Origin of the sequence: Parasphingorhabdus sp., from assembly GCF_041748495.1 — a bacterium.
Taxonomy (GTDB): domain Bacteria; phylum Pseudomonadota; class Alphaproteobacteria; order Sphingomonadales; family Sphingomonadaceae; genus Parasphingorhabdus.
Genome location: NZ_JBGTDD010000178.1, coordinates 12,184 through 27,245, shown reverse-complemented (window position 1 = coordinate 27,245; position 15,062 = coordinate 12,184). Strand labels below are relative to the sequence as shown.

General features: G+C 53.7%; 11 protein-coding genes. 3 read left to right on the top strand and 8 right to left on the bottom strand.

Annotated features, from left to right (window positions below; all coding sequences use genetic code 11):
• The coding region (locus tag ACEW8J_RS15135) for an HAD-IC family P-type ATPase (protein WP_373492474.1) at positions 1-1,155 on the bottom strand (1,155 nt) is incomplete at its 3' end.
• 345 nt (positions 1,156-1,500) lie between these two features.
• Here ACEW8J_RS15135 and ACEW8J_RS15130 point away from each other — a divergent pair.
• Entirely contained in the window at positions 1,501-1,659 is a 159-nt protein-coding gene (locus tag ACEW8J_RS15130) for a hypothetical protein (protein ID WP_373492473.1), read from the top strand.
• The gene (locus ACEW8J_RS15125) at positions 1,656-1,766 is read left to right on the top strand and encodes a hypothetical protein (RefSeq protein ID WP_373492472.1); all 111 of its coding nucleotides are present in this window, start codon (positions 1,656-1,658) and stop codon (positions 1,764-1,766) included. The genes ACEW8J_RS15130 and ACEW8J_RS15125 overlap by 4 nt, the downstream gene beginning before the upstream one ends.
• Positions 1,767-1,936: 170 nt before the next feature.
• Here ACEW8J_RS15125 and ACEW8J_RS15120 read toward each other — a convergent pair whose 3' ends face one another.
• The 3 genes from ACEW8J_RS15120 to ACEW8J_RS15110 form a co-directional block, all read right to left on the bottom strand.
• A complete protein-coding gene (locus ACEW8J_RS15120) occupies positions 1,937-3,001 on the bottom strand; it encodes an NAD(P)-dependent alcohol dehydrogenase (protein WP_373492471.1) in 1,065 nt (354 codons plus the stop codon).
• Between the two features lie 572 nt (positions 3,002-3,573).
• The gene (locus tag ACEW8J_RS15115; RefSeq protein ID WP_373492470.1) at positions 3,574-6,306 is read right to left on the bottom strand and encodes a cation-transporting P-type ATPase; all 2,733 of its coding nucleotides are present in this window, start codon (positions 6,304-6,306) and stop codon (positions 3,574-3,576) included.
• A 15-nt stretch (positions 6,307-6,321) separates the two neighbouring features.
• Positions 6,322-7,407 (bottom strand): universal stress protein, encoded by a 1,086-nt coding sequence (locus ACEW8J_RS15110; RefSeq protein ID WP_373492469.1) that lies wholly within the window; start codon positions 7,405-7,407, stop codon positions 6,322-6,324.
• 535 nt (positions 7,408-7,942) lie between these two features.
• Between ACEW8J_RS15110 and ACEW8J_RS15105 the strand changes: the two genes are divergently transcribed.
• On the top strand, positions 7,943-8,263 hold the full coding sequence (locus tag ACEW8J_RS15105) for a hypothetical protein (RefSeq protein WP_373492468.1): 321 nt from the start codon (positions 7,943-7,945) through the stop codon (positions 8,261-8,263).
• A gap of 62 nt (positions 8,264-8,325) precedes the next feature.
• Here the strand turns inward: ACEW8J_RS15105 and ACEW8J_RS15100 are convergent, their stop codons facing one another.
• The 4 genes from ACEW8J_RS15100 to ACEW8J_RS15085 form a co-directional block, all read right to left on the bottom strand.
• On the bottom strand, positions 8,326-10,350 hold the full coding sequence (locus tag ACEW8J_RS15100; RefSeq protein ID WP_373492467.1) for an FAD-dependent oxidoreductase: 2,025 nt from the start codon (positions 10,348-10,350) through the stop codon (positions 8,326-8,328).
• 57 nt (positions 10,351-10,407) lie between these two features.
• Positions 10,408-11,934, bottom strand: a complete 1,527-nt coding sequence (locus ACEW8J_RS15095) for an AMP-binding protein (protein WP_373492466.1) — start codon at positions 11,932-11,934, stop codon at positions 10,408-10,410.
• Positions 11,935-11,981: 47 nt separating this feature from the next.
• Positions 11,982-13,175 carry an MFS transporter gene (locus ACEW8J_RS15090; RefSeq protein WP_373492465.1) on the bottom strand — a complete coding sequence of 398 codons (1,194 nt, stop codon included), beginning with the start codon at positions 13,173-13,175 and terminating at the stop codon, positions 11,982-11,984.
• Between the two features lie 103 nt (positions 13,176-13,278).
• On the bottom strand, positions 13,279-15,033 hold the full coding sequence (locus tag ACEW8J_RS15085; protein ID WP_373492464.1) for an amidohydrolase family protein: 1,755 nt from the start codon (positions 15,031-15,033) through the stop codon (positions 13,279-13,281).
• Between the last annotated feature and the right edge of the window lie 29 nt (positions 15,034-15,062).

The window sequence follows — 15,062 nt, the reverse complement described above, 5'->3', positions numbered from 1 at the left end:
ATCCAGTTCCCAATTTTGTTCATCTGACTGGTCATGCACCAGCAACAAAGCGGACGCGGCGGAATGGATCGCGATATCCATCGGATCCGAGGGTTCGACCTCGCTGGCCAACAGGCCTGTCCGCAGCAGAGGATGAAACGCGTCCGGGAGTATTTGATTTCGATTGACCGTCAGATCGTTTCCACCCGGCAACCAGAGCGCGGAAACCACCATCTGGTTTTCGGTCAGGGTCCCAGTCTTGTCGGTACACAAGACTGTGATTGACCCCAGCGTCTCGATCGCAGCCGACCGCCTGGTCAGCACATTCGCCTTTGATATCCGCCAGGCACCCATGGCCATGAAGGTGACAAGGACCACCGGAAATTCCTCCGGCAACATTGCCATCCCGATGGCAATGCCAGCCAGCACGGCATCAAGCCATCCACCGTGGAATAAACCATATATGAGCGATACCGAAGCGGCGACAAGGATACCGCCGATGCCGGCCAGCTTGACAATGAGACCGGTTTCCCGGCGCAGTCGCGGTAAATCGGTTTTGATATTGGCGAGATGTCCGCCGATCTCGCCAATCCGTGTTTGCCCGCCGACCGCAATGACGCGGGCGACACCGGTACCGCGAACGGCCAGTGTCCCCGAGAAAACCTCTGCGTCGACCAGTTTGTGAACGGCGAGCGATTCGCCGGTCAACAGCGATTCGTCGATTTCAAGTTCCGTAGCGGATAATAGCACGGCATCAGCGGCCACGCGGCCTCCCTGTTCCAGGATGATGACGTCACCGATCACGACCTCGCGTCCCGCAATGCGTTGTCGCTTGCCATCGCGGATCACCAGCGCACGCGGACTCGACAAATCACGCAGGGCCGCCAGAACGCGTTCGCTCCGGGCTTCCTGAACGACCGAAATTGCAATCGAAAATGTGGCAAAGCAGAGTAATAATATGGCTTCGATCTTGTCTCCCAGCAGCAGATAGACAAGACCTGCCGCCAGCAACAGAGCCAGCATCGGTTCGCGCAAAACGTCGCCAATTATCCGCAGGGATGATCGCTCGTCCCGATGGGGCAATTCATTCGGCCCGTCGCGCAAGAACCGTTCCCCGGCCTGCTCACCGGTCAGCCCGATATGCGCGTCCGCAGCGACCGTCTGGGCTAAGTTCATTCATCACTCCCCGGATTGGCAAGGTTGGCTTTCACCGTGCCTTTTGGCAATAATTGTCCCCGCTGCCGGTGGACCGCCAAAAACCTCTATCGCCCGATCAAGGGTCAATTCTACGCATTTCGCGAAAAGCCAGGCATACGTAGACTTCCTGATATCCGGGCTTCCAACATGCCGGTGAATTTGGTTGCGTAGTTTCCGCTGAGTAATATCCACGAATGCGGCCAATTTGATTATCCGGTAAAGGAAATATGTTGAGGAGATTTTGGCCGTCTCCGGCAGCAGCTAAAATCCCTTGCTGTCCGCAAACGGCTATCGCTCAGAGCTGCAGCATAAAGGATGATGAAGATGACCGGCTTGGGACTACCGATATTCGACAAAGCCATTCAGGATGCCAATATCTGGGTGAATGATGTCATGTTTGAACTGGACTGGGAAGACAAGCATCGCGCCTTCACGCTCTTGCGTTCCACACTTCACACACACTCAGGGATCGTTTGCAGGTGAATGAAAACGCGCAATTTGCGGCGCAGCTTCCCACGCTGGTCCGCGGCATATATTATGAGCGATATCAGCTTTCAAAATATTCCGCCGAGATCCGGTCGATGCCGTGATGGTGGCCTTCAGCGATGTACACCCCCAGCCCATTTGGTGCAGTCGGTTCCTTCTATCGTGATTTTGACCAAACCAGAGACAGCGAAGTCATCTCATTGATGTCTCAGATGCAATAGGCTCAGTATCGATCAATAGGGAGAGACCAGTCTGATCGATCCATTGGTTGTACTCACGGCTTGATAGCGATTTTCAGGACACCATCGCGCTGGTTGGCGAATAGCTCATAAGCTGTTTCAATATTATCCAGGGAAAAATGATGCGTGACGAGGGCGCTGGTGTCAACCCGACCCGATCCGACCACTTCGATCAACCGGCGCATCCGTTCTTTGCCGCCCGGACAGAGCGTTGTGATGATTTTATTGTCCCCCAGTCCGGCCGAAAAAGCGTCCAGAGGGATCGTCAGATCTTCGGAATATACGCCGAGTGAAGACAGGGTTCCGCCGGGTCTCAAAACCCGCAAAGCAGCTTCGAAGGTCTGCTTTTTGCCCAAGGCCTCAATGGCAACATCGACACCGCGACCTTCGGTGATGCGACTGATTTCATCGACCGGATCCACCTTGCTGAAATCGATAACATGGTCCGCGCCCATTTTCCGGGCCATTTCCATGCGTTCCGGAACGGATTCAACCGCAATGATGGTCGTGGCGCCCATGATCTTTGCACCGGCTGTCGCGCACAGGCCGATGGGTCCTTGCGCGAATATTGCGACACTGTCTCCGATCCTGATACCACCCGATTCCGCACCACTGAAACCGGTTGAAAGGATGTCCGGGCACATCAGAACCTGTTCATCGGTCAATCCATCCGGCACCGGGGCCAGATTGGCCATCGCATCCGGAACCCGCAAATATTCTGCCTGAGCACCGTCAATGGTGTTGCCGAACCGCCAGCCGCCAATGGCCTTCCAGCCATGCGCTTCCTGACCACCGCATTGGGAATGAAACCCGCACATGGATGCATAGGATGATCCGGTTGGCGTAATCGCTCCGGCAATGACGCGCTGACCCTCCTCAAACCCTTCGACCGCAGAACCGAGCTTCTCGATCACTCCGACCGGTTCATGACCGATAGTCAAGCCACGCTCCACCGGATATTCACCTTTCAAAATATGCACATCGGTGCCGCATATCGTTGTCGTCGTGATATGGATCAGCGCGTCCAGTGGTCCGATGTCGGGGATGGGCTTTTCACCGAGGATGATCTTGCCAGGCTCGATGAAAATCGCCGCTTTCATGTGGTTATCCATATCGAAACTCTCCAGCTGGAGGAAATACTCTGCCTAGGCAGGATAACGAACGGACAAATGCGCGTCTTTACGCAATGTCGCGTAGTTGTTCCGATTTCCGCTCATCTCGCCCCGGTAGAGTTGCTACTGAGCGCAAACTTCGACAAGGGCCTCCATCGCCAGCGAAACAAAATCGAAAATATGCTCGGTAAACTTGAAGACCGGAGACGTATCTTCATACGTATGGCCGCTCGTCAATTGTAATATGGTTACTTGGTAGAAGAGCTCAGCGGGCTGTCAGTGTTCAAGCCGGTTGCCAATGCCACAGGGCCCAAGGTACGGATCAGCTTCAAAACTAGCTTAAGGCCGACCGGAAACAGCAATATGGCAATGCCCAACTTTGCTAGCGGTTCAATATGTTGGCGAGATGCACAATCCCGAGGGCGGACGGGCCAGCCAGCACACCGACCGCAATGAAGCTGACGATCATCGGTTGGCGCAGCGACAAGCCCATGGAGCCGATTACTGCGGCAAGGGTATTGAGTGCAGTCAGTTCATGAAACGGCGAAGCGTGAACGAAGCTAAGGTCGGGTGTGATGATTACTCATCGTTTGCGATGCCCGAAGGCGAATCTGTTTTTCAGTTTCAATGATCGCAAACAGCGCCACTCCGACACACACGATCAATAGACCATCCCGGAACGGGATGGCCTCTGTGGCAAATACAGCCTGCAGGAGCGGAAGATATGTAATGGCGAATTGCGCGACAGTAATCACAATGACCACCGTCCATACCATTTTGGTCCCGCGCACGGCCTTCCACGTCAACGAGGTGCCATAAATGTTTCGGATAAAGAACAGGTGGAATATTTCCATCGCCACGAGCGTATTGAGTGCGATCGTACGGGCGAGTTCCACAGAATAACCGCGGTCAATCGCATAGTGATACATACCAAACACACCGCAAAGGAACAGTAATGATACCAGCACGATATGCCAGACCAGTCCGCCAGTTAGCAGCGGTTCATCGCGTGGGCGGGGCGGACGGCGCATGGTCCCTTCTTCTGTCGGTTCAAACGCAAGGGCGACGCCTAGCGTCACAGCGGTTATAAGGTTGACCCACAGAATCTGGACGGGCGTTATCGGCAGCGTCATTCCCGCCAGCAATGCCACGATAATGGTCATGGCTTCGCCAGCGTTAGTGGGAAGCGTCCAGCTGATTACCTTCTTGATGTTGTCGTAAACAGTGCGGCCTTCACGCACTGCTGCGGCAATGGAAACAAAATTGTCATCCGCTAATACAAGGTCCGCCGCTTCTTTCGCTGCTTCGCTGCCTTTCATACCCATGGCAATACCTGCATCGGCACGTTTCAGAGCAGGTGCATCGTTCACACCGTCACCGGTCATCGCCACGGTCATGCCATGCGACTGCAACGCCATAACCAGCCGCAGCTTATGTTCCGGGCTCGTGCGAGCGAAGATGTCACAATCGAGAACGGCCTGATGCAGCGCGGCGTCATCCATGTCGTCAAGATCATTTCCGGTCAGGACCTGTTCCGGGTTTTGCAAGCCGATTTGCTTGCCGATAGCAGCGGCCGTTTTCGCATGATCACCGGTAATCATTTTCACGCGAATACCGGCGCCGTAGCATTCCCCGACTGCCGTAATCGCTTCCACACGGGGTGGGTCGATCATCCCCGTCATGCCGAGCAGCGTCAGCGTATCTTCAATATCCCCATGCTCGAGCACCGTATGTTCCGACTGCACCGGTTTGATGGCAAAGGCGAGTACGCGCTGCCCAAGCGCTGCAATAGCTTCTACGTTGGTCTGCCAGTAATCGACATCCAGGGCTTCCGTATTGCCGTCTGTGTCGCGCTGATCCTGACACATGGCGAGTATCTGTTCCGGCGCGCCTTTGACGAATATGAACGCATGGCGTTCATGGTCATGATTCAGTGTCGCCATGAAGCGGTGCTTGGCGTCAAACGGGATCGCGTCGGTTCGTGTCCAATCGGCTTGGGTCTTGCGGGCATCCACATCCATTTTTCCGGTGAAGGCGAGGAGTGCCCCTTCCATAGGATCCCCCTCCACTACCCATACGCCTTCATGCTCGTGCAAGAACGCATCGTTGCATAGTTTAGCCGCACGGGCGAGTTCCTGAAGCACGGTATGTTCGGCCGGTGCCACATCCGCATCTTCCAGCTGGAGAAGACCCTTGGGCGCATAGCCGTCGCCTTCCACAGCGAAGAGATGCTGGCTGGTAAGCACAGAGGCGACCATCATCTCATTGCGTGTGAGCGTGCCGGTTTTGTCGGTGCAGATAACGGAGACCGATCCCAGCGTCTCGATTGCTGGCAAGCGTCGCACGATAGCGTTGCGTCGCGCCATCGCCTGAACGCCGATCGCCAGCGTAATGGTCAATATCGCGGGCAAACCTTCCGGGATCGCGGCGACTGATAGCCCAACCACAGCCATGAACATTTCCGCGAATTCATAGTGACTGACAAAATAGCCATAGGCCAACAGCAGCGCGGCAATCAGCAGAATCAAGATCGTCAGCCATTTCGCAAAGACCCCCATCTGGGCCACGAGCGGCGTCGTCAGCGTTTCAACTTCTGAAAGTAGTCCGCTGATGCGTCCGATCTCGGTTTGACTGCCGGTGCCAACGACAACCCCTTTACCCTGGCCGGTCGTCAATAGAGTGCCGGAAAAGGCCATGCACGATCGATCGCCCAAAGGGACATCTCCTGCAACCGGTCCGGCGTGTTTCTCAACGGGCACAGATTCGCCGGTGAGAATAGCCTCCTGCACCGACATGCCATACGCAGTCAGCAAGCGCAGATCAGCGGGTACCTTGTCTCCCGCTTCAAGCAGAACGATATCACCGGGAACAAGTTCTTCGCCTTCTATGCTGTGTCGTTCTCCTTGCCGAATCACATTGGCACGGAGCGCCAGCATTTGGCGAATTGCATCCATCGCCTTTTCCGCTTTGCCTTCTTGAATGAAGCCGATGACAGCATTGGCGACAACCACAGCCAGAATAACGCCAGTATCAATCCAGTGATCGAGCGCTGCAGTAATCGCTGCGGCGCCGATTAGTACGTAAATCAGGATATGATGAAAATGCTGCAGGAAATGCACGAAACCGTTGCGTCGCGCAGCTTCCGGCAGGCGATTGGGGCCGTATTCCTCGAGCCGCTTCGCTGCTTCGGCAGGAGAAAGCCCCTCCGCTGATGCATCAAGCTGCTCCAGCGCATACTCAACTGATAATGCGTGCCATTGATTCAGAGTTTGAGACGCTGCCTGCTTTCCCATTGCGATCTCTTGCTATCAATATGCTTTTACTGGCGATACAAACCTCGGCGGTTTGCGTACCAGCAAAGAACAGGAGATTTTCTCGACAATATTTTCTGCCGTATTCCCAATGAGGAAACCGAGGAGACCGGTACGACCGACCGTTCCCATCACCAGAATGTCGACTTTGTTGTTTTCCACAAAAGAGGGTATGGGTTCTTCGGCTTGGCCGCGCAGATGGTGAACCTTATGGTTGCCGGAAATGCCGGAAGCCTTGATCAGTCTCTGAAGCGCGCGGCGATGTTCCTGCTGCGTGCCACCATCAGCTTCGGCAATTTGCGCATCGGGAATTTTTACCCAAGCATTGCTGCGCAAATAGAATTCGAACTCACAGTCCCAACAGGAAATGATGTGCATTTCACTGCTACAGCTATCAGTCAGGGCACGCGACAATCGCAGCATGCGTATCGACAAATCTTCTACAGCCTCTTCGGCACTGTCCGGATCAATTGCGACGGCCACCTTTATAAGTTGTCTTGAATATGCAATCGGGCGACATAGCCATAGTGCGCAGGGACATTTGCGTAGCAAGTCCAAATCAATCGCTTTAAAGTCTCTGCCATCGCCGTCACGAGGCTCTGCCTCTTTGATCACTAGATCGTGATTCTGCCGAAGCACATACTGATCTATTTTTGTTGCGGGTGTTTTGGCACTGAGGAGTTCTATCGAAATATCGACTGAACCTTCATCCAGGGTGAGCGCCGCTTTGGCGGAACGTATCGATGTCTTAGTCTGAGCGACAAGCAACTCGTCATACGTCTTCTGGTAATCCGGAAACTTGCGCGGAAACTCCGGGCACACGACTAAAATGCTCGACGGTGCGGCGTTATTGCGCGCCAAACTCAGTGCTTGCTCAAACGCCTCAGTCTCGTCAGCGGTTCCATGGCTGAGTGGGTGATGAAAGTGAATGTGATTCCTCCTCCCAGGGGTTACGGCGCCAAATATTTTGCAATCCCGAATTTGCGGATGGATAGCGACCTTGCGGACTCCATGAGGCCGATGACAAAGAACGGGCCAGACGTCCTCAATGTGCTCAAACGAGTACCGGTGCGAAATTAACAAAAGAGCATCGGCCCGGAATGATCTTCTCGTTCATACTGATGCTTTCAGATTCCAAACAAAATCGCAGGCTTCATCGTTGTGACCATTCTTGAATCCTCCTTCTATGCAAACGCAGTATGTTTGGTTAGGGTTGTCAATTCGATACGTAATCCTACGGGGTCAAGCCGACACTGACGGCGGGTAGTTGCAATCAAGCCGCCACCGTTGGGGTTCGCAAGGACTCGAAATTTCGCTTCCCCGTCGCTATCAGGTTGATGGTAACATGAGGGATCCGCTCAACCTGAAGGACGATTGTCATACGAAACTGGATAGGGAATCGCGGCCCCCTGCATCCCAGAGATATGATTGCAGTCTACTGCATCGAACGCTCCCTACAGGAAAGGTGAGAAAATCATGATGCTCGGGCAAGAAATTCGTGGCACATTCGACATGCTGGAAGGCAGCTCTATGAAAGCAAGGCTTCAGCTGCATATGCCATCATCACGCAGTTGCCATTCTGCGAATGCGCTGCTGATTTGGCATACCGCTTCAATACATGGCTGAAATCGATTGCCTGAACTGGATTACCAGAAAAAGATTACCGTTTCAGAACAAGGTTTCTGATGTCAGCATCCGGCTGCCGCCTACGATTCATTTTCAAACACGCTGTGGGGGCTTTGAAATCTACATATGCCAAGTCAGCCGTGGCTTTTCCGACTGCGACATCGGTCGACAGTATTCAGGTAACGACATCTGCGAGGCTGGGATGAGTTTTAGCGGCAATACCGAGGCGATTCACGCTATTTTGAAGGGAGCAGAGTTAGTCAGACTGGGCCGGCTGGATTTTATCCAGATGAAAGCATCGAAAGTATTTTGATCGACCGGTTTGAAAAATTTTTTGTTTGGGGTTCCGTAAAAGACGCGTCTCCCAAGCGTCCTTTAAATCACTGCTGCCATTTCGCAGGCCTGTTTAATCGCGGCCTTGGCATCGAGTTCTTTGGCTTCAAAGGCTCCGCCCACCAGGTCGGCAGACAGGCCTTCCGCCATCAAAATGTCGTAGAGATCGCGCTTCGGATCTTGACCGGCACAGACAATGATTGTGTCCGCTGCTATAAGCATGGGCTGATCGTTCACCTTGATGTGCAGGCCATCATCGTCGATCTTGTCGTACGTCGCGCCGTTTATCATATTGATACCGCGGCGCGCCAGCGTGATGCGATGGGTCCAACCGGTTGTCTTGCCAAGCCCTGCCCCGACCTTGCCATCTTTGCGCTGGATCATAGTGACCTCGCGCTTCGATCTGACGACTATCGGCTCGACACCGGTGACACCGCCGCGGGGATGGTTGTCAAAATCAACGCCCCATTCTTTGGCAAAGACATCACGGTCCAACGCACCTGACGGCCCCGAATGGCTGACCAATTCGCAGACATCGAAGCCGATACCGCCTGCGCCGATAATGGCAACCTTGTCACCAACAGATCTCTTGCCAGTGATAACATCGATATATTTAGCGACCATCGGATGATCGATGCCTTCGATCTCCGGGGTTCTCGCTGTGATCCCTGTGGCAATGATGACATGATCGAACGCCTCTGCTTTCAGCGTTTCCAAACTGGCGCTGCTGTTCAGCCGCAGATCAACATCCAGCACATCCAGCATTCTGCCATAATAGCGCAGGGTTTCATAAAACTCCTCCTTGCCAGGAATCCGTTTGGCGAGATTAAACTGGCCGCCAATTTCCGTCGAAGCTTCAAACAATGTGACCTTGTGTCCGCGTTCAGCGGCAACCGTTGCATAAGCGAGACCAGCGGGTCCCGCACCAATGACGGCAATGCGTTTTGCGACTGATGTGGGCAGATAGTTGAGCATCGTCTCATGGCATGCTCTGGGGTTCACGAGGCAGGATGTTAGCCTGCCGGAAAAAGTATGGTCCAGACAGGCCTGATTGCAGGCAATACAGGTATTGATTTCATCCTCACGGCCCTCGATCGTCTTGCGCATGAAGGCGCTGTCGGCAAGCATCGGACGCGCCATCGACACCAGATCGGCATCGCCGCGCGCCAGAACTTCCTCTGCAACATGCGGCATATTGATCCGGTTTGAGGTGATGACAGGCACGTTGACCTGCTCGCGCAATCTGCCAGTTACCGACGTGAATGCTGCGCGGGGAACCATGGTGGCGATCGTGGGCACCGCGCTTTCGTGCCAGGTAAAATGGGTAGAGATAATGGTGACACCGGCATCTTCCAGAGCTTTGGCCAATATGACGATCTCGTCCCAGCTCATGCCATCTTCCAGCATGTCCATCGCTGCGATACGGAAAATCAGGATAAAGTCCTTGCCGACCGCCGCGCGGGTTCGTTCTACGATTTCAATGGCAAAGCGAATCCGGTTTTGATAGTTTCCGCCATATTCATCCTCGCGCAAATTGGTCTTCTGCACCAGAAAAGTAGAAATGAGATAACCGGCCGATCCGATAATCTCGACACCGTCATAGCCCGCCTTTTTTGCCATCACCGCACATCGCACATGGTCTGCGATCTGCTTCTCTATACCCGCCTTGTCGAGTTCATTGGGAATATAGCGGGCAATTCTCGATTTCACCGCCGAGGGTGCAACACAATCCGGTGTATGTGCCAGCGGGCCCGGGTGTAAAATCTGCATGCAGATTTTTACATCGGGAGCGGCAGTGTGAACGGCGTCGGTCACCAGTCGATGCTTTGCTGCTTCCTCTTCGTTTGACATGCGGGCGCCATGGCTTGAAGATTCTTGGTTCGGTGCAATCCCGCCCGTGATGATCATGCCGATGTCATTGGCTGCCCGTTCTGCGAAATAGGCAGCCATCCTCTCAAAGCCGCCTTCGATTTCTTCGAGGCCAGTGTGCATTGAGCCCATGATTGCGCGGTTCTTTATCGTGGTAAAGCCCAGATCAAGCGGTTCCAGTAATTTTGGATATTTCATATCTTCTTTCTTAGTCTCAATAGGGAGAGGATCCCACATACAAAAATGCTAAATTGGCTACAACTCGTGGTCGGTGGACCAATAGCGATCCCTGAGTTCCTTTTTATATAGCTTGCCGGTCTCGTGCCTTGGCAACTGGCGATCAAAGTCGATAGATTTGGGGCATTTGTAGTGGCTGAGGTGCGCGCGGCAGAAATTCATCAGTTTGGCGGCCAAGTCTTCGCCACGATCTTCCCAGCACATCGGCTGGACCACCGCTTTCACTTCCTCGCCCATTTCAGAATTTGGTACGCCGATAACTGCTACGTCGGCGACGTCTGGATGCTGGATCAGCAGATTTTCGCTTTCCTGGGGATAAATATTGACCCCACCGGAAATGATCATGAAGCTCTTGCGATCGGTCAGATAGAGATAGCCGTCTTCATCGACGCGGCCAATATCACCCATTGTCGTCCAGTTTCCATGGATAGGGTGTCGCGCATTGCGCGTTTTTTCTTCGTCATTGAAATAGGCAAATTCATTGCCGCCTTCAAAATAGATGAGGCCCGATTCCCCTATCGGCAATTCGACGCCTGCTTCATCGCAAATGTGGATGATACCCAAGTCGGCCTTGCCGACAGAACCGGGCTTGCCAAGCCATTCCTCCGGTCCGATGGAGGTCGTGCCATTGCCTTCCGAACCGGCATAATATTCATGGATGATCGGACCAAGCCATTCGAGCATCGCCCGTTTCACTTCGACGGGGCATGGGGCGGCTGCGTGCAGCACCGTCTGCAAGGATGATAAATCATAACGCTCCCGAACCTCTCTCGGCAACTTGAGCAGACGAATGAACATCGTCGGGACCATTTGCACGAATGTTACCCGATAGCTTTCGATCCATTGCAGCATTTTTTCAGCGTCAAAATGCGGCATGATAACAATTTTAGAGCCCTTGCGTTGCGGCAGGGTCGAGAAAATTAGCGGCGCGGTATGATAAAGGGGTGCCGGACACAGCAAAACGGAATGCTCGTCGAAACCATATTTCTGCGACAGGCCTTCGGCACGAACCGTGGGCGCATCAGCCGGCCCATCGGGTACAGTAATTCTTACGCCTTTCGGTCGGCCCGTCGTCCCTGAAGAATAGACCATCTGGATCCCGGCCATTTCATCCGGGATGGGTGTATCTGGGAATTTCGAAATTGTTGCCTGCCAGTCCGATAGATCAAGAATAGCGGTTGCGGCAATCAACTCCTTACCACCCCGTTTCATATCTTGTGCGGACCGCACCGCCGGGTCGCAAATCAGTAACCTCGCTTCGCTGTCATTGACGATATAGGCGGCATCTTCCGCGTTTAATTGGGTCGATATGGGAACGATATAAAGACCGGAACGCTGGCCAGCCCAGTAGATCTCGAAAAACTCCGTTCGGTTGGTCACCCAAATGGCGATTGAATGACGATTTCGCAGACCCAAGGAGCGAAAATAATGCGCCCCCTGATTAGCTCGCCTTTCCAGTGTTTGATAGGACAGTGCACCAGAGCCATTGCCCATAAGAGCGGCGATACTGTCCGGATGACTGGTGGCGAATTTACGTGGGTGCACGGTCTTCAAAAATTCTTATCGAGGGGATGGATGGAATGTTGCTTCATTCAACCCACCGCAACTGCATGCTGACGAAGGCCATCGGCTCTGAGTGTCGCAACGCCCATCAACAGCAGCCCTATTGTCAATACGCAGACTATGAAGATGCCCAATGTTCCAAAGCCGCCTGCATCAGCCACCGCACCTGCGATCATCGGGCCCATCGAACCGCCAAGCGTCGCGAAAGCGGGTTGGGCGCCCGCGAGCTTGCCGGTCGGATCAATCACCGCCAACCCCCCCAAGAATGAGGGAGTCAATATTGCCGGAAGAACGATCCACATCGGCACGCCCATTAGAAAACTTGTGCTATTGCCGCTAACAGCAATTCCAAAAGCGGTGAGACACATCAGGCCACCGACCAAGAGCAGCGGCCGGGTGCTGCCAAATCGCGCGCCAACAAAGCCAGCCGCGATGGGGCAGACGATCGTTAACATGCCTCCCACAAAAAAGGCCATGCCGATCGTCTCCAGTGAAATGTCTAAATTTACCCCGATACGGGCAATGAATGCTCCCATTCCCGCAATTGAAAAATAGAAAATTCCCATGCCAAAAAGCGCGATCCAGCCACTCTTGTGTGCAATCTTCCCGATCTTGAACCTGCCGGTATCCGTGGCGGCGGACGCTCTTGCTGAGCTTGGTGCACGGACATTTGGAATGGCTGACAGACACAGAAGGCCCACCACTGCCAGCAAGGAATAAAAGCCATAAAGGGCTGCAAAGCCGCCAAATATCAGCAGCTTGGGGACTACCAGCGCAAGGATGGACAAATATGCACCAGCGGAACCATTGATCCAGCCATAGGTCAGTTCTGGCTTCGGCGTCCGCGCCGCCGTGGCCAACACCACGCAAATTACCAGACCGGTTCCCAAGCCACCGAGCGCTTGAAATGCGGCCATCATTAACACGTTGGTCGCAACAAGTGACAGGCCATGTCCGACCGCCACAAGGACAAGGCCAAATGCGATCAGATTTCTGGCGGTATATTGCGAAATCAACCGCGTTCCGACCATTGCTGCCGTTGCTGTGCCAAGACCTTGCGCAGTCGCGACAAATCCCGCGTGCGCCCCCGAAGCGCCAAATTTCGTCATGATTGCACCGATACTGAATGCAACGGTGAGTGCTTCGGTGAACACCATGAGCATGACGAAAATCAAAGCCGCCTGTTGAATTCGGGTGATCGGAGAAGCAATATTGTCGGTCAACGAGATATTACCTTATAAGAGCAGTTATGACACTGGATCGACCGCCACTTCAAACCACAACAACGCGCCACCCAGGCGTTTTTCAAACGACAGACCGTCTGCATCAGCTGCGCAATAATCGCCCAGGCCGTGCACCCGTATCCATATCATCTTCTCTTGTTTTGATGCCGTTTACATATGTAGCGATATAGCCCGACGCAGGTTGCAATATGCGTTTACCGCCAGCCGGCAAGTCGGCGTGGATTTCCAGTCCGCCGAGTTTCAGTCGGTCAAAATCTATCACGTTTATATCAGCGCGCTTTCCCACTTCGATCGATCCCCTGTCGTCCAGGCCGTATAGCTGCGCATTTTTGTGGCTTTGCTTTTGGACGATAAATTCAAGCGGTAATTTTTCCCCGCGTTTGCGGTCCCGGCACCAATGCGTCATCTGATATGTTGGCGCGACACCATCGAAAATGAGGGTAACATGCGCGCCGGCATCGCTGAGGCCCGTAACAGTTTCGGGATGGGCAAGCATTTCGTGGATAACATCGTGATTGAAATCATAATAATTGCTGCCCAGTACGATCGCAAAGCGTGACCCGTCATCCTGGATGAGAAAATCATACATGAAATCTTCGAGGTCCTGGCCCAAGGCATCCGCGCGCGCCTGAAAACTTTTGTCAGCGGTCGGTTCGTAGTCGATCGGATCTTCTATCTCGAATAGTTCGCTCGCGCCCGCTTTGAACGCGTTATAGACATTTTCCATTGTCCCAGGCAGGTCGGGCTTGATATTTTTGTCCGACAAAATTGCCGCGCGCACTTCGGGCTTGCGCATTTCTGCCAGCAACTGATCAAATGGCAGGTCTCTGATCTTCAAAAACGTCTCGCGCCGCTGGAAAAGATGATAGGTTTTCAGATTTGTCACCAGTCCAATGGGTCGGGAGGCAATCTGCGGAAACAAGAGGGCACCGTTCTGATTGGCAGTAGTCACCTGTTCGAGAACATCGCGCCAAGCCGTTTTGGCTGCGGCATGCTGTAGCAGGGTGAAGGTCACCGGGCGGCCGGTTTCCTTTGAAATTCTGGTCATCAAATCAAGCTCTTCATCGGCGGTGCGCCTTTCTCCGCCAAACATTTCCAGATCACCGATCACCCCAGCCGGGATCAGCTCGAAGACTCCTTTGCCTGATGTGGTCATTGCATGAGCAAGAGTCATGATTTCCTCTTCAGCTGCAAAGGTTCCCGGAATGGAGTGGCCATGGGTCGACCGATGTCCAATCGTTCTGGAGGTGGAGAACCCGACGGCTCCGGCCGTGAGACCCTCGGAAACAATCTTGGCCATTTTATCGAGATCATCTTGCGTCGCCGCTTCATTATCCCGTCCGCGTTGCCCCATCACATAATTGCGAACTGCAGCATGGGGAATCTGCGCCCCGATATTCAGCGCAAATTTTCGCGATGCGATATAATCGAGATATTCTGGAAAACTCTCCCATTTGCCCCATTCGATGCCTTCATAAAGAGCGGTGCCGGGTATGTCTTCCACACCTTCCATCACTTCAATAAGATCACGCTCTCCGCCGGGAGGAACGGGAGCGAATCCGACTCCGCAGTTGCCCATGATGATTGATGTTACACCATGGCTGGCGGAGGGATTCATTTCGTCATCCCAGCTCACCTGGCCATCATAATGTGTGTGAATATCGACAAACCCGGGCGTTACGATTGCACCTTCGGCATCAAGCACGTCTTTCGCCTCTGTCGAAATCACCGCGGACAACTCGACAATCATGCCGTCTTTAATCCCCACGTCGCCAATGCGCCGGGGACCACCCAGTCCGTCTATAATGGTCCCGCCTTTTATGAGTGTATCGAGCATGTTCATCCTTTAATAGATAGTTGGCCGTC